Below are 17,985 nucleotides of genomic sequence, written 5' to 3' on the forward strand. Positions count from 1 at the left end.
CGGAGCAGCAGCGCCAACGACGGCGTACCGCCTTTGACGGAGTAAGGCGGCCCGGTTGCAGGCGTACCATTCCCTGGCTGGAGAAGCGGCCCGCGATGTCAGCCACGATGTCAGCCAGGGGGTGGCGGCCATGACCGCGATACGGATCAACTTCGACAAGGATCTCGTCCTCGCCGGGCATTTCCTGCTCAAGCATCTGGAGCGGGAGGAACGGCATCGTCTGGCCAATACCGCCCGGCTGTCCCACCACCCGCGCGGCGCCATGATCTTCCAAAAGGGCGACCCGGGCGACAGCATGATGGCGGTCATCCGCGGCCGGGTGAAGATCTGCTGCCACTCCATGGACGGCAAGGAGCTGGTTCTGAGCATCATCAACAAGGGCGGCCTGTTCGGCGAGATCGCGCTTCTGGACGGCGAACCGCGCACCGCCGACGCGGTGGCGCTGGAGGAGACCGACCTGCTGGTCCTTGACCGGTCGCAGCTGATGCCGGTGCTGACGGCGCGGCCCGATCTGGCCTTCCGCATCATCGGCGTGCTGTGCAAGCGGCTGCGCACGACCAGCGAGCATCTGGAGGACACGCTGTTCCTGGAAGCGTCCTCCCGCTTCGCCCGCGCGCTGAAACGGCTGGGCGATGCCTTCGGCAAGCCGGGGCCGCAGGGGCTGCGGCTGGACATCAAGCTGTCGCAGCAGCAGCTCGGCTGCCTCGTCGGCGTGTCGCGGGAGAGCGTCAACAAGCTGCTGAACGAATGGCAGCGTGCCGGCGTGATCGAAATGGATGCCGGCCATATCGTCATCCGCGATACCCGCGCGCTGGACGAGATCGGAGAATCCTGCGGCTGAAGCGCCCCATCGACACCATCCTGTGAGCCGCGCCACAGCGCCGGCCCAGATATCCGCCCTACCCTGCTCCCCATAGCCGGCCACCAGCGCCGGCAGCCGATCCGGAGGGAGCCCATGACGATGTCGTCCCGTACCACCCTTCTTCCCACGGTCGCCGCTCTGCTGCTGACCGCCGGGACGGCTGCAGCCCAGGTCACCGGCGGCATCGCCTTTCCGCCCGGCCCGATCCCCGGCGCCGCGATGGCGCAGGCCTTCTCCCAGGCGCCGCGCCTGCCGGTGTCGGTGAACCCGACCCCCCGTGGCGCACCCCCCGGCGCGATGGTGACCAACCCGTCGGTCCGCCGGTCTTCCGTGAACCAGCAGGCGATCACCCGCATCCGCGGCGACGCCGGCTATCTCGCCGGCTTCAACAAGGGCCAGCCGCTGGCCGCCAGCCGCCAGCCACCGGTGCAGCCCGACCCCGGCTTCACCATCATCGACGCGCCCTTCATCGTGAACAACTTCAACAGCGCGCTGAACTTCGCCTTCGGCGACGGCAACGTCAGCCAGCAGCAGCTCGGCGACGGCGCCGCCGCCGGCCCGGTGGAGACCGCCGCCCCCGCCTCGCCGGCGCCAGCGCCGGAACCGGCCCCGGCCCCCGCTCCCGCGCCGTCCGCCAAGCCCGCCGGCCCGTCGACGCTGGATCTGCTGATGAGCACCGCCGGACCACTGCCGCACCTGCCCACGGCGCTGGCCCATGGCGGGGTGCAGTTCAACAACGTGAACACCGTGACCAACACCGCGGTCGGCACGCGCAACCGCGCGACCCAGACCACCGTCACCGTCCAGCGCTGAACGCCGTCAGTTCACCTCGCGCGCCACCCGGAAGCCGTTGGTGAGATAGCGCACGTCGATGTCGTAGCTGTTGCGCACCGTGCCGTTGATCGCCTCCGGCTTGTCCCGCCAGGAGCCGCCGCGCAGCACCCGCTTGCGGCAGTCGCCGCGGGTCCAGGCGCTGCCGTCGTCCGGCGCGCCGTGATAGCTCTTGTTCCAGCAATCCTCCACCCATTCCGCCACGCCGCCGTTCATGTCGTGCAGGCCGAAGGGGTTCGCCTTGTAGCTGCCGGCCGCGATCGGGGTCAGATGCTCGTGCGGGCCGCCGCAGCCGTCGCAGTCGGCATGGGTCCCGCTCTCCCCTCCCCACCAGTAGGGCGTCGTTGTGCCGGCGCGCGCGGCGAACTCCCATTCCGCTTCGCTCGGCAGGCGGTAGCGCTGTCCGGTCTTGCGGCTGAGCCACGCCACATAGGCCCGGGCATCCTGCCAATGCAGATTGTGGACGGGCGTGCCGTCGGTGGGGTTGACCATGCGCGGCATGTCGGTGCAGCCGCCTTCCTGGATGCAGGCGCGCCATTCGCCGACCGTCACCTCATACATGCCGAGCGCGAAGGGCTTGGCGATGGTGACGCGGTGGACCGGCCGCTCCGACGGGTCGCCCTTGTCGTTCCCCATCATGAAGCTGCCCGCCGGCACCCGCACCAGCACCGGACAGGTCGGGCAATCCTGGAAGCTGTTGCCGTTGCCATGGTTGCGCGCCGTGCCGTTGCTCGGCGCCGGTGCGGGCGGCGCGGTGGCCGCCACCTGCGGCTCGACCTTGGAGGGCTCGGGCGGTGGCGGTTTGATGGCTGCCTCCACCACGGGTTCCGCTGGCGGTGCCGCCGGGGGAGGTGCCGCCGCCTGTGCCGGCAGCGGTTCGTGTTTCAACAGGCTGGCGGCAATAAAGCCCTGGGTGCCGTCCTCCAGCGCGATGCGATACCACCCGCCGTCCGGCACGCGGCCCAGCACCTGCACCGCCGATCCGCGCGCCACCCGGCCGACCCGCGCGCCACTGTTGGCCGGCGCCGCCCGCAGCACGCCGTCCACCGTGGCGGTGTAGCGTCCGGGTTCCGCCGGCTCCAGACCGGGTCCCAACGTCGCATCCTGTTTCGCCGCCTCCTGCCTGGTCTCCGCCTTCGGCGGCTCTTCCGCCCGCTTGCGGGCGAGGGTCAGCGTTTCCAGCTGGCGGCGGGCGATGGGGGCATAGCCGCTGCCGCCGAACAACTGCAGGAAGGCTTGGTAATCGCCGGGCTCCCTGCTGGACTGCACGCGCTTCCACAGGCTGTCCTCCAGTTCCGCCACCGGCGGTGTACCCGGCGGCGCGATCTCCACGCTGACACTCGCCGTGGCGGTGCCGCCGCGCCCATCATCGACGCTGTAGCGCAGGGTTCCGGCCGGTCCGGGGGCCGCGGCCTCCGGGTCGAAGGTCAGCGCGGTCAGCGCCTGGACGGTCAGTCGGTCGCCCGGCTTCACCACCGCCGTGCCGTCATGGACGCTGCCGCGGTCCGGCACGGCGGTGACAGTGACGGTCAGCGGGTCGCCGTCCGGGTCGGCCGGGGCGTCGATCCCCATCGGATTGCCGGCGACGCGCAGCTTGCGCTCCGCCACCACGGCCGGCGGCTGGTTGCTCGGCTTGATGGTGACCGGGATGGTGCCGGTGACCATGCCGCCGCGGCCGTCGGCCACCAGGAACTCGAAGGCGCCGGCCTCTCCGCGGAAGCTGCCGTCGGGCTTGAAGCTGGTCGCCGCCAGCTGCTCCACCGTCAGATAGTCGCCGATCAAGACGCTGCGTTCCCCGACGCGGACGGTGCCGCCGCGCGGCAGCCCGGTGACGCGGGCGTACATCTGGTCGTCGTCAGGGTCGGTCGGCTTGCCGGCCCCCAGCGGCTCCGGCCCTGCGTGGTCGAGTACGGTCAGCGCCCGCAACTCGCCCAGCACCGGCGGCCGGTTGGGCGGGCGCGGGTTGAAGTAGAAGGGCGTGGCGCCGAGCGACCCATAGACGAACGGCTCCTGCCGGCCGTTGGTGGCCTGCTTCACCGTGTCGCGCACATTGCGGAAGAACAGGCTCAGCTCCAGTCCCGGCGTCTGCAGATGCTGGAGCAGCGCCGCGCTGAAGGGGCTGTGGTCGCCGGTGCCGTCCTCCGCCAGCTGGTCGGCGCGGGTCGCCATCGCCACCAGCGTGTCGCTCGGCGTGTCGTCGACGCTGCCGAAGCCGGGATGCGCCTGATTGCGATTGGATCCGCTGCGGGTCAGGCGGTCGACGAAGGGATTGTTGCGGCAGGCGTCGAGGATGAGGATGCCCAGCTTGCGCGCCCCGGCCAGCTCCCCCATCGGCAGGTTCAGCGGGATCGCCTCATAGACCAGATCGCGTTCGCGCTCCAACTGGGCGTCGGCGGGCAGCAGGTAATTGACGCCGTTCACCTGGATGCCGTGCCCGGCATAGAAGATCACCGCCACGTCGGCCTGCGATGCCTTGATGCCGAACTGGCGAAGGGCGGTGGCGAAGCCGCGGGCGTCGAGGTCGTACTCCTCGTCCACTGTGAAATTCAGCCCTCGCAGCGCTTCGCCGATCGCCCGGGCGTCGTTGCGCGGGTTCAGCAGTTCCGGCGCGTTGCTGTATTTGCTGACCCCGATCACCAGCGCCAGCCGGCTTTCCGCCGCGCCGGACCCCGGCCCTGGCCCGCCGCCCGCCGAACGGGCCGCATGCGCAAAGCCACCCGGCACCGCGACCACCAGCAGGAGCAGCAGCACCGCGAAAAGCGTCCGGCAGGGTCCGACCGGTCCCATCATCCCCGCCTCCGTCCCCGAGCAAAGAGGCCCCCTCGACCACGGGGGTCCGCCGGAAAGGCTTGCGACGCATGGCGGACGAACTTGGCTGAATTTACGGAAATTGCCGGCAGCCCGCCATGGTTGGAAGAAGCATACCCATGGACGAGGCAATTGCCAATCCGCCCCTTCCGCCTAAACCCGGCAAAAGAGGGGGTAGCAGGCCGAAGTGATTACTTCCTGTATCGAGGGGTAATGCTGACGATTATCACTAGGAGCCATCGGCGTCCTCATCGTCGATCAACAGCCAAATCCGCACCGCCTTGACCTTGCCTTTCAGCGCCACCTCCCCCACCGGCAGCGCTTTGCAGCGGTCGCGCACCGCCTGCCACGTCGGATCGCCGACGATGATCCGGGCATGGTGGGAGGACCGGGCATCCACCATCTTGCCATAGGCCTCCAGCCGGGCGGCGGTGTTGGCGGTGTCGCCCAGCAGCGAATATTCGCTGTGCCGCAGCCCACCCAGGCTGCCGGCCACCAGGGGGCCGGTATACAGGCCGACGCGGATCCCCACCGGCGGCAGCCCTTCCGCCCGCCACCGGTGGTTCAGCGCCACCAGCTCCCGCCCCATCTGCAGGGCGCAGCGGACGGCGCGGGCGGCGTCGGCGTCGATCTGCGCCTGGGTGGTGCGGGCCACCGGCGCGCCGAAGACCGCCAGGATCGCATCGCCGACGAAACGCAGCACCACCCCCTCGTTGGCGGTGACGATGCGCACCATGGCATCCAGATAGCCCTCCAGCCAGCGGATCAGCGGCTCGGGCTCCAGCGCTTCGCAGATGGTGGTGAAGCCTTCGATGTCGGAGAACAGCACGGTGGCGGTCAGCTGCTGCGGGCGCGGGCGGTTGCCGGCCATGAAGGTCGCCCGCTCCCGCCAGATCTCCTCCGCCACCGGCTGGGAGACATGGTTGGCGAACAGCTGCATCATGACGCGCCGGTCGGCCCGTTCGCGCAGCGACATCTGCACGGTCATGGCGGCGATGCCGGCGCCCCAGGCCAGCGACGGTGCCACCAGCGGCACCAGCGGCCCGCCCGCCGTGAACAGCGCCGCCGCACCGGCCCAGGCTCCGGCCGGCACCAGCAGCCCAGCCCCCGCCAGCAGCCCCAGCGGCAACCCGGCCATCGCCAGCGCCACCCCCGCCGCCGCCATCAGCAGAGCCAGCGCCGCCTCCCCCGTGAAGGGAAGCCGCGGGCTGCTCCGGCCGTCCAGCAGTTGGGCCAGCACATGCGCCTCGATCTCCACGCCCGGCGTCGAGGCCCCGGCGGACGACAGCGGCGTGCGGTGCTGGTCGATGCCGGCCAGCGCCGTGCCCACCAACACCGTCCGCCCGGTCAGCCAGCTCTTCGGCAGAACGGCGACCGCCTCGGCGGGATAGATCGGAAACGGGGTGGTGGCGCCATCGGGCCGGCCGTGCCAGTCGATGCGGAACGGCTCCGCCGGAACCCCGGACGCGCCGCCCAGGCGGGCGAGCTGCACCGGCAGGCTGGGCGTGCCGTCGCCGCCGAAGGGAACGTGCCAGCGCACGGCGGCGTCCAGCCGGTCCTTCGCCAGATTGGCGTGGCCGCGCGGCAGCCCGTCGGTGAACTCGCCGAGGAAGCGGCGCTGCCGCTCGGTCAACGGCGTCTGGTCGAGTGCGGTGATCGCCACCACCGGGACCGTCGCGCCCAGCATGGCGCGGCGCAGCCGCTCGTCCAAGGCCGGCAGTGTCGGCTGGTCGAACAGCACGTCGATGCCGATGGCGCGCACCCGGGCCGCCTCCAGCACGCCGATGATGTCGGCCAGCATGCCGCGATCCACCGGCGACCGGCAGGCAAGCCCGGCGAAACTGTCCTCCCCGAACAGAACCAGCGCGATGGCCGGATGCTGCGGCTGGGGCGGGGCCGCCGTGGCAATCATCCGGTCGGCCAAACTCTCGTCGGCGGTGCGCAACGGCGGCACCAGCCGCGCGGCGGCGAGCGCCAGCAGGGCGCTGCCCAGCACGATGGCCAGGGCCAGCCAGCCTCCCGGCCAGCGGTGCCGGCCGGATGCCGGCCGATCCTCCGCCGCCGGCCCGGCGATAGGGGAGGACTGCCGCCTCCCTTGCGGCCTTCCCCGCGGTGTCGCCGGCGCACCGTCCATGCGCCCCTCACCGGACCTTCAGGAACAGTTGGGCGGAGGCCACTTCGGTCTCGCGCAGGCGCGACACCGCACGGTCGAGCTGAACGGCGGCCTCCTCGGACAGCGGGCGGAAGGCGGCGGAGCGGCCGGGCATCTCGTCGTCCAGGTTGCGGCTGGCGGCGATGCAGCGCACCTCCAGATCGGCAGGCCCCTCCCCGGCGCGCAGCGGCATGCGGTCGCCTGACAGGCTGAGCGGCACATTGCCCGCCACCCGGGCGCTCATCGCGGCGCCGGCCGGGAAGATCGGGATCAGTTGAGCGCGCGCGTTGCGCAGATAGCAATAGAGATGGGCGTCGCGGTCGGTCTGGACCAGCAGGCGGATGTCCTCGCCCGGCCGGTAGGCGGGTCCGCCGCCGTGATCCGTCGAGAGGAAGAGGTCGAGCGGCACAGTCGCGTCGCGCAGGGCCGCCATCGCCGCGGCGATCTGCCCGGCGCAGCCGGCCGAGGCCATGCCCACCGCCAGCGCCGCCCCGCCCGTCGCTCCGACCATGCGGACACGCACCGTGCCGACCAGGGTTCCATCCGGCCGCAGCGCGCCGATGTCGGTCCCGTCCGCCAGCGGCAGGGACCGCGGCCAGGGCGCCGGACCGTCGTTCGCCCAATTGACCGTCGCACGCTCCCCACCCGCCATGTCCTGCAAGATCAGGCGGTCCAGCCCCGGCTCGGCCGGGCGGCGCAGCGCGGGCGGGCTTCCCGCCTTGACGCACTGGACGCCGGACGCCGACGGGTCGATCGCCAGCGCCCGCTCCAGCGCCGCGTCCAGCGGGTTCCCAAGGGCGCGTGCCGCCCCCAGGTCGCTCTGCATGAAGCGGTCGTCGCCGGGGCCGGCACGGGCCGAAACCGCACTGTCGGCCCTGTCGTCGGGCACACCGTCATAGGGACCGCGCAGCCGCAGCAGCCGCCCATTGGCGAACAGCAGCGTGGCATTCGCCCCATCGGGGAGCCGCAAGGCCTGCCCTTCGGCGACCAACTGGCCCTGGACGAAGCCGGGCGCGCTGGACGACACGACCACGGCCTCCGCCCGCACCCCGGCGGCATGGCCGCAGCCCAGCGCAAGAACGGCGGCGCCGAACGCATGGGAAATGGATCGCTTGAACATGGTTGTCACCTTCTGGTTGGGGGGCCTGGTTGGGGGGCAGATCAGTCGCGGCTGCGCTCCCGTCCGTCGTCGGGGGAGAGCAGGCAGGCGGTGCGCGACTGCGTCACCACCGACACCGCCCCGTCCGTCGCGCCGTTTCGACGGAAGCGAAGCCCGTTCATCTGGCTGGCGATGCTGAGCGAGACGACGGCAAGGTCCGCTTCGTCGATGATCTTGTGGCCGTCCTGCCAGCATTGGACGCGGACCTTTTTGCCGGCGGGGGCGACATCGACGCCGCCGCTCGCCGCTCCGGAGGTTTCGCCATCCTTCTTGCGGACCACCGTGGCATCGGCCCCGGTGGAAGCAGCAAGACCGAGACAGACCACGAGGAGCAAGGCGTGTTTCATGGCATCCCCTCCGTTCCGGCAGCCGCTCAATGCGTCGGCTTGAATTCGACGCGCCGGTTGCGGCCGTCATAGGGGTTGGCGGCGAGCGGCGCGGTCGGCCCCTTGCCGTCGACGGTGATGCGCTTGGGATCGATCTGGTGGACGCGAACCAGATACTCGCCCACCGACACCGCGCGGCGCTGCGACAGCAGCATGTTGTAGGCGAGGCTGCCGCTGGCGTCGGTGTGGCCCTCCACCGTCAGCCCCAGGCTCGGATCCTCCTTCATCAGCGCCCCGACGGAGTCGATGTAGGAGGCGGACTCCGCCGGGATCTCGGCCGAATTGAGGGCGAAGTTGATGCGGAAGCCGAAGGCCTGCGGCGCCGCCTCCGGCTCGGCGGCCGGGGCCGGGGCGGGTTCGGCGGCTGCCTCCATCCGCACCTCCTGGCGGCGATGCTTGTGCGCGGGACGGCTCGGTGCCGGCTGCGGAGCGGGCTGGGTGGCCGGCTGCATCTCCGCCTGGGGGGCCGGCTGCGCCGCCGTCGGCAGGGGGGCCGTGCCGTAATTGATCTCGTCGATGGGGCGGGGGCGCTTGGCGGCGGCACCGGCCGCACCGCCGATGATCTCGATGCTGCGGGTGCGGATCTTCGGTTCCGGTGCCACCACCTCGCGCAGTTCCTCCACGCTGGGCGGCCGGTCGAACATCATCACCTTCGACTGGCCGGAGCCCTCCACCGTCTGGGCGGATGCCGGACCGGCCCAGACGGCCAGCATCGGCAGGGTGGCGGCCACAGCATGGAACAGAGTGGATTTGGTCATTTGAGGCTCCATGGGCAGGAGAAGGAACGGCGTTGCCCCTGGTTCTAGCGCCACCCCCTCCCCCGCGCTGTGAGCCGGCCAACAGTCGGCCCCGTTTTCCAAAATGGCCTGGGCTTCACTCCCCCTGCGCCAGCGTGCCGGGCAGCACCTTCACCGTCAGCCGCTTGGCGCGGGCGTCGCTGCCCTTCGCCGTGGCGAAGGCGTTGATGACGTCGTCCAGGGCGGCGCCGGGAATGGGCTGCAGATCCTCGCTCTTGAACGCTTCCGGGATGCGCAGGCCGATCTCGTCATGGGACAGAACGCAGGCCACCGTCTCCTCCGCCCCCGGCCGGTCCATGCGCAGGTTGAAGGGCTTCTGCACGCCGGGCGGGATCTCCACCTGCCGGCCGGCCTCGACGAAGGCGTCGGGCTGGAAGCGGTTGGGGAAAATGCGGGAGACCGTGCCGGCTGCATCGCGGTAATAGCAATAGACGAAGCCGTCCGCCGTCGGCTGCATCCGCACCACCAGCGCCTCCCCGGCGCGGTAGCGCGGTGCCGGCCCGCGGTCCGACGACAACAGCAGGTCGAGCCGGGCCGGCGACGGCTGGGCGCGCGGCAACCCCTCGCCGCCGGCATTGCTGACGCTTTGCAGCCGGGCCGGCGGCGCCCCGCCCTCGGCCGGCGGCTTGGCGAGCAGGCGCTGGTAGAGGTCGAAGTCGATGCGGCCGGTGGCGATCAGGTCATGGTCGGCCTGGAAACGCCCGACCGCTTCGGCGGTCCGCTGGTCGAGCTGCCCGTTGACCGGCCCATCGTAATAGCCCTGCGCCGACAGCGCGCGCTGGGTGAAGGTGACCCGCTCCGCCGGTGCCATGCCGTCGAACCAGCCACGCGCCTCCGCCATGAAGGCGGGGTTGGTCTGGTCGATGCCCAGGCATTGCCAGTAGGGCACGCGGGTCAGCTTGCCCAGCACCTCGATGGTGCTGAGTTCGACCAGCGTGCGCACGCCCTGGTGCAGCCCTTCCGACCGGTTCAGCGAGATGTTGAAGGACAGGCCGGCCTTGCCGATCACCCCGCCGGCATCCGCCCCGCGCCCCGACGACACCACGGCCAGCGTGTTGGACGCCGACATGCCGGGGATGATCTGGCGGGTCACCAGCTCCCCGACATTCAGGTCGACCGAGACCATCGACACCACCTGATCGGCCGACACGCCGATGTCCAGCTTGGGCAGGGACAGCCCAGCCCCCGCCGCCTCGCTGACCACATTGTCATCCAGTTGGGTGATGGCGCCGCGGATGTAGTAGGACGGCGCGCGGAAGTTCGGCTGCACGCCGATCATCCAGTACAGCGCATTGACGTCGTCCAGCGCCGGTTCGAAATCGACGAAGCGGAAGGCGTTGGAGGTCTCCGACATGCGGGAGACGGCGGTGATCAGCATCTCCTTGGTGCCGCCGGCCACCCGGCCGGTGGCGTCGGGCAGGCCGTTGGCGGTGATGTAGATGTCGCGCTTGCCGTGGGTCCACAGCAGCCTGTCCATGCAGCGCAGCGCCTCGCTGAAGCTGCTGATGGTGCGGACCGCCGGGGTCTTCGGCTGCTGCACCACGCGCGCCATCTCGCCGGAGGTGAAGCAGCCGCCCAGCGTCAGCGTCAGGCCGACGGAAACCACGGCGGAACCAAGGAACCCGACCATGCTCATCGGCGCTATCTCCTCTGGGTTGGTGCGTCCGGTCCCCGCCATGGGTTTCACGCTTTGCGGCTTCGGACCGTCACCGCTCCGACACTTGCTGGCCGCGATCGGCCCGGACCGTGATGGTGATCTTCTTCGACATGATCGGCGGGTCGTGCGGCACATGGTCGGCGTCGGCCAGGACCAGCTGCAGCGTGTGCCGTCCCGGCGGCAGTTCCAGCACCGTTTCGGTCTGGCCCTTGCCGAAATGCAGGTGCTGCTTGTCGTTGGGAATCGGTTCGTCGAAGTTCTTCAGGTCGGTGTCGACCAGCAGGTGATGGTGCCCGGTGCCGTCCTTGCGCACGCCGGCCGGCGCGACGCCGAAATTGCGCAGCCCGAACCACACCTTGAACCGTGTTCCCACCACCTCGCCGTTGTTGGGCCAGCCGATGTAGAGCCAGGCATCCTTGCGGCCGGGCGTCCGCTGCGGAGTGGCGGTGGCGTTCTGATCGGCCTTATGATCGGCACTGTGTGCGCCGGACGCTTCTTCGGCAGCCGCCGGGGTCGCCGCGCAGACCAGCGGTGCGACCGCCAGCGCAGCCCAAAGCACCGCCATCCGGGCGGCGCACGGTGCGGGACCGGTCGCAATAATTGGCAATCCTGTCTTCATGATGCCCTCCCTGGCGGACATGAACCGGATGGGACCGGTCAGCGGACGGTGATGGTCACCTTGTCCGACATCACCGGCGGGTTGTGCGGAACATGCTCGGCGTCGCCCAGCACCATCTGCAGCGTGTGGACTCCCGGCGGAAGCTCAAGCCGCGCCTCGGTCTGGCCGGCGCCGAAATGCAGGTGCTGCTTGTCGTTGGGGATCGGCTCGTCCGGGTTCGTCAGGTCGGTGTCGACCAGCAGGTGATGGTGTCCGGTGTCTGCATGGCTGATGCCGGCCGGCGCCACCCCCATGTTCTGGAGCCCCATGCGCACCCAAAGCTTCCCGCCATTGATGACCGCCCCGTTGGGAGGCCACAGGATGTAGGCACGCGCGTCTTCGGGCGCTTTCGCCCGGTCGGCCAATCCCTGCCCAGCCAGAAACAGCGGCAGAAGCAGCAGGGCGCCGACTGCGATCATGGCAGTCCGCAGCATGATGTCCCCCTGTGTTCTTCATTGCCCTTTGTCCGATGACGTCGATCTTAGTCTTCCGCCGGGAAGCAGGGTCCCCCCGAATTATTGGGTAATCCCATCCCGTTCGAAACGAAGCGGATCTGCGGCGCCTTCTTCCGAATTGGCGGAGAAATGCGGCCGCCTTCCCCATCATTGCGGCCATCGCCGCTCAGCGCCGGATCCCGAACAGCTGCTCGTTCATCGCCGCCCGGTCGGCGCCCGCCGGAGCTGCCGCCCGGCCCGACGGCGGCAAGCCGACACCCTTCATTCCCGGCAGCCCGGCGCCGGCAGCCTCGCTCCGGCCGCCGCCCATCCAGGGCGGAAAGGCACCGCCGGCACCGGCAGCGGTCGGCTGCCCGGCGCCGACCCGGTTCGCCAGCATGGAGACGGCGGCGGCCGACAGCGGGATGCCGCCGGACTGCACCTCGAACGCGGAGGCCGGACGGACGGCGGAGGAAAACGCCGCGGGAACGGACAGGCAAAGCATGACGGCGGCAAGGCGGCGCATCGGGCGTTTCCTCGACGAAAAGGGCCGGAGCCGGGAAGACGCCCATCCTGCCGCAACCGCCTGCCGCCCGCTGTGGCCTACACCACAGGTAGGATCGAAAACCGATAAGTGGTCAGGCTCTCAGGCAGTCGCCGTCACGCGGCGGATGCCCCCTCCGGAATACGGGCGATGACCTTGATTTCGAAGTCGAATCCCGCCAGCCAGGTCACCCCGACCGCTGTCCAGTTCGGATAGGGAGAATCGCCGATCACCTTTTCCCGGACCGCCATGACGGTCTCGATCTGGTTTGCCGGATCGGTGTGGAAGGTGGTGATGTCGACGATATCGCCGAAAGTGCAGCCGGCAGTTTTCAGCACATTGGTGAGATTGTCGAAGGCCAACTGAACCTGTCGTTCAAAGTCGGGTTCCGGCGATCCGTCGTCACGGCTGCCCACCTGTCCCGACACGAACAGAAGGTCGCCCGAGCGGATCGCCGCCGAATAGCGATGATTGTCATAAAGCGCATGCCGATTGGCCGGAGTGATCGCTTCGCGTTGAGCCATGGTCGTCTTCCTCTTTGGTCGCCGGGATGACCGGCTTCGGGCTTCACACTGCGGGCGCGAGTTGATATACGCCACGTATGTGAATGCCAACACACATACGTTCCGTATGTCAACTCATATACGAGGCGTATGCGAAATCAGTGGAGAAGGCGATGGCTGGCAAGCGACGCTCTGAAATGATGGAAGAAACCCGCGCCAAGCTGATCGCGTCCGCGCGCAAGGCCTTCGCCGAAAAGGGTTTCGCCGCCGCATCGATGGATGACCTGACGGCCGAGGCCGGGCTGACGCGCGGCGCCCTGTATCACAATTTCGGCGACAAGCGCGGCCTTCTCCAGGCGGTGGTCGACCAGCTCGACGCGGAAATGGCGACGCGCGCACACGACATCGGAACCCAAGCCGGAAATGACTGGGATGGGCTGCTGGCGGAAGGCGTCGCTTATATCGAGATGGCTCTCGAACCCGAGGTCCAGCGCATCGTGCTGCTCGACGGCCCGGCCTTCCTCGGCGATCCCTCGCAATGGCCAAGCCAGAACCGCTGCCTGGAGACCACCCGGCTGGCGGTGGAGCGGCTGATCGCGCAGGGAATCGTCAGGCCTCTCGATCCTGAAGCGGCCGCCCGGCTGTTGAATGGCGCGGCATTGAACGCCGCCCTCTGGGTGGCGGCCAGCGACGATCCGCAGGATGTCCTCGCCAAGGCCGTCGAGGCATTCCGCTTCCTGGCCGAAGGACTGCTGGCGCGTTCGTCCTGACGCGCTCAGAAATCCAGCATCGCATTGTCGATCACCTCCTTCATGACAAAGAAGGTGCGCGTCTGCCGCACGCCGGGCAGCGCGATCAGCTCCTGCCCGTGCAGGCGGTTGAAGTCCGCGATGTCGCTGACCCGGATCTTCAGAAAGAAATCGAAATCCCCGGCGACCAGATGGCAATCGAGCACGAAGGGCAGCTTGCGGATCGCCCGCTCGAACTCGGCGAAGCTCTCCGGGGTCGAGCGGTCCAGTTCGACGCCGACCATCACCAGCGTGCCGCGGTCGACCTTCGCCGGCTCGATCTCGGCCCGGACGGAGCGGATGTAGCCCTCGGCGAACAGGCGCTGGGTGTGGCGGTGGCAGGTGGCCGGGCTGAGATTGACCGCCGCCGCCAGATCGGCGTTGGTCATCCGGCCATCCCGTTGAAGATGCTGGAGAATCTTGCGATCCGTGGGGCTCAGTTCATCTGTGGTGACGGTTTCTCTCATTTTGCCCCGGCTTTTTGCAAAAAATGCCTTATCCGATGGCAGTTTAAAAGCTTTTGACGGCAATTCTCCAGCGAAGTTCGAGAGCACCTTTCATTTCAGCGGTGATACCGTCCCTTCACCTAGACAGTGGAGCCCCGCCATGCTGCGCCTCGATCGCTTCGAACGTTATCCGCTCACCTTCGGCCCGACGCCCATCGAACATCTGCCGCGCCTGACCGAGGCGCTCGGCGGCAAGGTCCAGATCTACGCCAAGCGCGACGACTGCAACTCGGGCCTCGCCATGGGCGGCAACAAGCTGCGCAAGCTGGAATACATCGTTCCCGACGCCATCGCGGCCGGCGCCGACACGCTGGTGTCGATCGGCGGCGTGCAGTCGAACCACACCCGCATGGTGGCGGCGACCGCGGCGAAGCTCGGCATGAAGTGCGTGGTGGTCCAGGAAAGCTGGGTCCCTCACGAGGACGCCGTCTATGACCGCGTCGGCAACATCCTGCTGACCCGCCTGATGGGCGCCGACAGCCGCATCGTTCCGGACGGCTTCGACATCGGCATCCGCCGCAGCTGGGAGGACGCCATCCAGTCGGTGAAGGATGCCGGCGGCAAGCCCTACGGCATTCCGGCCGGCGCCTCGGTCCACAAGTATGGCGGTCTCGGCTACGTCAACTTCGCCGAAGAGGTCCGCAAGCAGGAGGCCGACCTCGGCTTCAAGTTCGACTACATCGTGGTCTGCGTGGTGACCGGCTCGACCCAGGGCGGGATGATCGTCGGCTTCGCCGCCGACGACCGCGCCGACCGCGTGATCGGCATCGACGCTTCCGGCACGCCGGAGCAGACCCGCGCCCAGGTCCGCCAGATCGTCGACAACACCGCCGAACTGGTCGAACTCGGCCGCAAGGTCCGCGACGACGAGATCGTCATCCTCGAAGACTACGCCTATCCCGCCTACGGCGTACCAAGCGCCGAGACCAACGAGGCGATCCGCCTCGCCGCCCGCACCGAGGCGATGATCACCGACCCGGTCTATGAGGGCAAGTCGATGCAGGGCATGATCGACCTCGTGAAGAAGGGCTATTTCCCTGAAGGCTCGAAGGTCCTCTACGCCCACCTCGGCGGCGCCCCGGCGCTGAACGGCTACAGCTATACCTATCGCAACGGCTGAGAAGTCGAGCAATCAAAGCTCCCTCTCCCGCCCCGGGAGAGGGAAGGGGCCCATGCGGAGCATGGGAAGGGTGAGGGGTGATCCAAGGAACCATGAGGTTTGGGATTTTTGGATCACCCCTCACCCTCCCCACTTCGTGGGTCCCCTCCCTCTCCCGGGACGGGAGAGGGCGATTATTTCACCCCTCCAACCCCGCAATGGTGACCGCCAGCGCCTGGGCGCGCGGCACCAGCGTTTCGAGCCGGCACCATTCCCGCTCCGTGTGCGCCGCTCCGCCGACCGGCCCCAGCCCGCACAGCGAGGGCACGCCCAGCGCCCCGGTGAAGCCGGAGTCGGCGCAGCCGCCGGTGAACTCGCCATCGACCTCGAAACCGACCTCCGCCGCCGCCGCCTTGTAGCGGGCGAACAGATCGGCCGAATGCTGCTCCTCCAGCGGCATGAACAGGTGTCCCCGCTGATAGGACGCGCTGGTGCCCGGCACGTCTTCCGCCGCCAGGATCGCCTCCACCCGCGCCAGGATGCCGTCGAGTTGCTCGACCGAGCGGAAGCGGATGTCCAGCGCCGCCTCCGCATGGTCGGCGACGGTGTTGTGGGTCCGGCCGCCGCGGATGACGCCGACATTGGTGGTGATGCCGCTGTCATAGTCGGTCAGCGCATGCAGCGCGGTGATCTTCGCCGCCAGCGCGCCGATGGCGCTCGCCCCGTCGGCGTGGTTGACGCCGGAATGGGCCGCCCGTCCGGTCACCGTGATGTCCAGCGTCAGCCCGCCCTTGCGCGCGGTGACCACATTGCCCGACACCCGCCCCGGTTCGGCGTTGAAGGCGGCCCGCGCCCCGCGCGCCACCTCCTCGATGATCTTCCGGCCTGAGGGCGAACCGATCTCCTCGTCGGCGGTGAACAGGCCGATCAGCGGAAAGCCGGTGCCGCCCGCCGCCTTCAGCGCCCGCAGCACGAAGACGTCGACGACCAGCCCGCCCTTCATGTCGGCCACCCCCGGCCCGCGCGCAGTGTCGCCGTCGCGGGTGAAGGGCCGGGCGGCGACCGTCCCCTTGGGATAGACGGTGTCGCGGTGCCCCATCACCAGCACCGGCGCTCCGCCCTCGGCACCGGGAATGTTGGCCTTCAGCACGGCGCCGTAGGTCTCGTTGGGGATGCGCGTCACGGCGATGCCGTCGGCCTCCAGCATCGCGGCCATGATGTCGCCGACCGCATCGATGCCGGCGCCGTCGCGGCTGCCGGAATCGATGTCGACGATGCGCTGGAGCATGTCCTCCATCTCCCCGCGGCGGGTTGCCAGCCAGTCGCTGGCGCGTTGGGCGAGCGGGGTCATGCGCGGCGGGCCTCCTTGCGAGCGTCCCGGATGGCGGGGCCGGTCTCGCCCAGGTCCCAGAACAGCCCGGCCATCACCCGCAGGGCCTCCTCGACGACGGGGCCCAACAGATGCTCGTCGGGCGCATGCTGGGAGCACGCGGGGTAGGAATGCGGCACCCAGATGGTCGGCAGCCCCAGAATCTCGGAGAAGACATCGTTGGGGATCGAGCCGCCCAGGTTGGGCAGCAGCGCCGGCTTCTTGCCCGTGGTCCGCGCCAGCGAGTCCAGCGCCCAGCCCACCCAGGGGTCGTTGGGATCGAGGCGGGTGGCGGTGAAGGCCTCCATGCGGCTGGGCGTCACCTGCACCCGGTCGAAGCCGTTGGTGGCGAGATGGCCGCGCACGGCGTCGATCACCGTCGCCGGATCGGTGCCGACGACGAAACGCAGTTGCAGCGTCGCCTTGGCGATGCCCGGCACGGCATTGACCGGCGCGCGCGGGTTGCCGGTCTCGAAGGCCAGCACCTCCAGCGCGTTCCAGCCGAACACCCGTTCCTCCGGCGTCAGGCCGGGCTCGCCCCAATCGCGGTCGATCTCCGGATCGTTCGGCCCGCCGCCGACGGACAGGTCGGCGATGGCGGCCTTGACCGCCGGCGGGATGCCGGCCGGCTTCAGGGCATCCAGCTTGATCCGTCCCTGCCCGTCGATCAGCGAGGCGATGGCGTTGGCGAGGATGGTGCCCGGATTGGCGAGCAGCCCGCCCCAGTTGCCGGAATGGTGGGCGCCCTTGCGCAGATCCACCGTCAGTTCGAAATTGATGGCGCCGCGCGAGCCGAGGAACACGGTCGGCCGCTCCGCGATCACCCGCGGCCCGTCCGACGCGATCAGCACGTCGGCGGAGAGATCCTCGCCACGGCTTTCGGCCAGCGCGCGCAGGCCGGGCGATCCCGCCTCCTCGCCCATCTCGATCACGAACTTGGCGTTGAAGCCCAGGCTGCCGCCGCGCTCTTCCATCACCTGGGCGAGCGCCGCGATGTTGACGGAATGCTGGCCCTTGTTGTCGGCGGTGCCGCGGCCGTACCAGCGGTCGCCCTGCACCGTCACCGTCCACGGATCAATGCCGTCGCGCCAGCGCCCCTCATGGCCCGGCACCACGTCGCCATGGCCATAGATCAGCACGGTCGGCAGATGGTCGGCCTCGTGGCGTTCGGCGATCAGGAACGGCCCGCGCCCGGCCACCGGGTTCTCCACGATGGTGCCGGTGAAGCCGAGCTTGCCCAGCGACGGGATCATCTCCGCGTCCAGATAGGCGTGCAGCTCCGCCCCACGGTCGGACGACTGGCTTTCCGACTTGATGGCGACACGCCGCGTCAGGTCGGCCAGGAAGGCGCCGGACGCGAAATGATGGGCGGCGCGCGCAATGGCGCTGTCACGCGATGGCTGTTGGGTCATGGCGGAACTCGGGTGTGGGG

17 protein-coding genes are annotated in these 17,985 nt (G+C 69.5%); 4 read left to right on the top strand and 13 right to left on the bottom strand.

Going from position 1 to position 17,985, the window contains the following annotated elements; all coding sequences use genetic code 11:
- Nucleotides 1-130: 130 nt before the first annotated feature.
- On the top strand, nucleotides 131-841 hold the full coding sequence (locus tag ACCD06_RS28825) for a Crp/Fnr family transcriptional regulator (protein ID WP_146205409.1): 711 nt from the start codon (nucleotides 131-133) through the stop codon (nucleotides 839-841).
- Between the two features lie 114 nt (nucleotides 842-955).
- A complete protein-coding gene (locus ACCD06_RS28830; RefSeq protein WP_413345351.1) occupies nucleotides 956-1,675 on the top strand; it encodes a hypothetical protein in 720 nt (239 codons plus the stop codon).
- Between the two features lie 6 nt (nucleotides 1,676-1,681).
- On the opposite strand, the gene ACCD06_RS28835 is transcribed toward ACCD06_RS28830, so the two are convergent.
- From ACCD06_RS28835 to ACCD06_RS28880, 10 genes are all read right to left on the bottom strand, one after another.
- Nucleotides 1,682-4,483 carry an SUMF1/EgtB/PvdO family nonheme iron enzyme gene (locus tag ACCD06_RS28835; RefSeq protein ID WP_413345353.1) on the bottom strand — a complete coding sequence of 934 codons (2,802 nt, stop codon included), beginning with the start codon at nucleotides 4,481-4,483 and terminating at the stop codon, nucleotides 1,682-1,684.
- 247 nt (nucleotides 4,484-4,730) lie between these two features.
- The gene (locus ACCD06_RS28840) at nucleotides 4,731-6,635 is read right to left on the bottom strand and encodes a CHASE2 domain-containing protein (protein ID WP_413345355.1); all 1,905 of its coding nucleotides are present in this window, start codon (nucleotides 6,633-6,635) and stop codon (nucleotides 4,731-4,733) included.
- Nucleotides 6,636-6,642: 7 nt separating this feature from the next.
- On the bottom strand, nucleotides 6,643-7,773 hold the full coding sequence (locus tag ACCD06_RS28845; RefSeq protein WP_413345357.1) for a DUF4384 domain-containing protein: 1,131 nt from the start codon (nucleotides 7,771-7,773) through the stop codon (nucleotides 6,643-6,645).
- 41 nt (nucleotides 7,774-7,814) lie between these two features.
- Nucleotides 7,815-8,159, bottom strand: coding sequence for a hypothetical protein (locus tag ACCD06_RS28850; protein WP_413345359.1), 345 nt, complete (start codon nucleotides 8,157-8,159; stop codon nucleotides 7,815-7,817).
- 26 nt (nucleotides 8,160-8,185) lie between these two features.
- Nucleotides 8,186-8,956, bottom strand: a complete 771-nt coding sequence (locus ACCD06_RS28855; protein ID WP_413345361.1) for an OmpA family protein — start codon at nucleotides 8,954-8,956, stop codon at nucleotides 8,186-8,188.
- A gap of 115 nt (nucleotides 8,957-9,071) precedes the next feature.
- Nucleotides 9,072-10,631 carry a DUF4384 domain-containing protein gene (locus ACCD06_RS28860; protein ID WP_109156836.1) on the bottom strand — a complete coding sequence of 520 codons (1,560 nt, stop codon included), beginning with the start codon at nucleotides 10,629-10,631 and terminating at the stop codon, nucleotides 9,072-9,074.
- 70 nt (nucleotides 10,632-10,701) lie between these two features.
- Nucleotides 10,702-11,271 carry a DUF4399 domain-containing protein gene (locus ACCD06_RS28865; protein ID WP_413345363.1) on the bottom strand — a complete coding sequence of 190 codons (570 nt, stop codon included), beginning with the start codon at nucleotides 11,269-11,271 and terminating at the stop codon, nucleotides 10,702-10,704.
- Nucleotides 11,272-11,309: 38 nt separating this feature from the next.
- Nucleotides 11,310-11,744, bottom strand: coding sequence for a DUF4399 domain-containing protein (locus tag ACCD06_RS28870; protein ID WP_109156834.1), 435 nt, complete (start codon nucleotides 11,742-11,744; stop codon nucleotides 11,310-11,312).
- Between the two features lie 187 nt (nucleotides 11,745-11,931).
- Nucleotides 11,932-12,270, bottom strand: a complete 339-nt coding sequence (locus ACCD06_RS28875) for a hypothetical protein (RefSeq protein WP_413345365.1) — start codon at nucleotides 12,268-12,270, stop codon at nucleotides 11,932-11,934.
- A gap of 134 nt (nucleotides 12,271-12,404) precedes the next feature.
- Nucleotides 12,405-12,812: a RidA family protein gene (locus ACCD06_RS28880; protein WP_413345367.1), complete on the bottom strand. Its 408-nt coding sequence runs from the start codon at nucleotides 12,810-12,812 to the stop codon at nucleotides 12,405-12,407.
- 140 nt (nucleotides 12,813-12,952) lie between these two features.
- Between ACCD06_RS28880 and ACCD06_RS28885 the strand changes: the two genes are divergently transcribed.
- Nucleotides 12,953-13,561, top strand: coding sequence for a TetR/AcrR family transcriptional regulator (locus ACCD06_RS28885; RefSeq protein ID WP_413345369.1), 609 nt, complete (start codon nucleotides 12,953-12,955; stop codon nucleotides 13,559-13,561).
- Nucleotides 13,562-13,566: 5 nt separating this feature from the next.
- On the opposite strand, the gene ACCD06_RS28890 is transcribed toward ACCD06_RS28885, so the two are convergent.
- A complete protein-coding gene (locus ACCD06_RS28890; RefSeq protein ID WP_109156830.1) occupies nucleotides 13,567-14,046 on the bottom strand; it encodes an Lrp/AsnC family transcriptional regulator in 480 nt (159 codons plus the stop codon).
- A gap of 139 nt (nucleotides 14,047-14,185) precedes the next feature.
- Between ACCD06_RS28890 and ACCD06_RS28895 the strand changes: the two genes are divergently transcribed.
- On the top strand, nucleotides 14,186-15,205 hold the full coding sequence (locus ACCD06_RS28895; RefSeq protein ID WP_413345371.1) for a 1-aminocyclopropane-1-carboxylate deaminase: 1,020 nt from the start codon (nucleotides 14,186-14,188) through the stop codon (nucleotides 15,203-15,205).
- A 178-nt stretch (nucleotides 15,206-15,383) separates the two neighbouring features.
- Here the strand turns inward: ACCD06_RS28895 and ACCD06_RS28900 are convergent, their stop codons facing one another.
- Entirely contained in the window at nucleotides 15,384-16,535 is a 1,152-nt protein-coding gene (locus ACCD06_RS28900) for a M20 family metallopeptidase (protein WP_413345373.1), read from the bottom strand.
- Nucleotides 16,532-17,965, bottom strand: coding sequence for a M20 family metallopeptidase (locus tag ACCD06_RS28905; RefSeq protein ID WP_413345375.1), 1,434 nt, complete (start codon nucleotides 17,963-17,965; stop codon nucleotides 16,532-16,534). Before ACCD06_RS28905 ends, ACCD06_RS28900 begins: the two co-directional genes overlap by 4 nt.
- Between the last annotated feature and the right edge of the window lie 20 nt (nucleotides 17,966-17,985).

It is taken from the genome of Azospirillum sp. CT11-132 (genome assembly GCF_047302835.1).
In the GTDB taxonomy this organism is placed as follows: domain Bacteria; phylum Pseudomonadota; class Alphaproteobacteria; order Azospirillales; family Azospirillaceae; genus Azospirillum.

Excerpts from the sequence above, each read along its gene's own strand:
- ACCD06_RS28905 (WP_413345375.1), bottom strand. The coding sequence starts at position 17,965 with ATGACCCAACAGCCATCGCGTGACAGCGCCATTGCGCGCGCCGCCCAT.
- ACCD06_RS28850 (WP_413345359.1), bottom strand. The coding sequence starts at position 8,159 with ATGAAACACGCCTTGCTCCTCGTGGTCTGTCTCGGTCTTGCTGCTTCC.
- ACCD06_RS28875 (WP_413345365.1), bottom strand. The coding sequence starts at position 12,270 with ATGCGCCGCCTTGCCGCCGTCATGCTTTGCCTGTCCGTTCCCGCGGCG.
- ACCD06_RS28855 (WP_413345361.1), bottom strand. The coding sequence starts at position 8,956 with ATGACCAAATCCACTCTGTTCCATGCTGTGGCCGCCACCCTGCCGATG.
- ACCD06_RS28835 (WP_413345353.1), bottom strand. The coding sequence starts at position 4,483 with ATGATGGGACCGGTCGGACCCTGCCGGACGCTTTTCGCGGTGCTGCTG.
- ACCD06_RS28845 (WP_413345357.1), bottom strand. The coding sequence starts at position 7,773 with ATGTTCAAGCGATCCATTTCCCATGCGTTCGGCGCCGCCGTTCTTGCG.
- ACCD06_RS28895 (WP_413345371.1), top strand. The coding sequence starts at position 14,186 with ATGCTGCGCCTCGATCGCTTCGAACGTTATCCGCTCACCTTCGGCCCG.
- ACCD06_RS28860 (WP_109156836.1), bottom strand. The coding sequence starts at position 10,631 with ATGAGCATGGTCGGGTTCCTTGGTTCCGCCGTGGTTTCCGTCGGCCTG.
- ACCD06_RS28865 (WP_413345363.1), bottom strand. The coding sequence starts at position 11,271 with ATGAAGACAGGATTGCCAATTATTGCGACCGGTCCCGCACCGTGCGCC.
- ACCD06_RS28825 (WP_146205409.1), top strand. The coding sequence starts at position 131 with ATGACCGCGATACGGATCAACTTCGACAAGGATCTCGTCCTCGCCGGG.
- ACCD06_RS28870 (WP_109156834.1), bottom strand. The coding sequence starts at position 11,744 with ATGCTGCGGACTGCCATGATCGCAGTCGGCGCCCTGCTGCTTCTGCCG.
- ACCD06_RS28830 (WP_413345351.1), top strand. The coding sequence starts at position 956 with ATGACGATGTCGTCCCGTACCACCCTTCTTCCCACGGTCGCCGCTCTG.
- ACCD06_RS28900 (WP_413345373.1), bottom strand. The coding sequence starts at position 16,535 with ATGACCCCGCTCGCCCAACGCGCCAGCGACTGGCTGGCAACCCGCCGC.
- ACCD06_RS28840 (WP_413345355.1), bottom strand. The coding sequence starts at position 6,635 with ATGGACGGTGCGCCGGCGACACCGCGGGGAAGGCCGCAAGGGAGGCGG.
- ACCD06_RS28890 (WP_109156830.1), bottom strand. The coding sequence starts at position 14,046 with ATGAGAGAAACCGTCACCACAGATGAACTGAGCCCCACGGATCGCAAG.
- ACCD06_RS28880 (WP_413345367.1), bottom strand. The coding sequence starts at position 12,812 with ATGGCTCAACGCGAAGCGATCACTCCGGCCAATCGGCATGCGCTTTAT.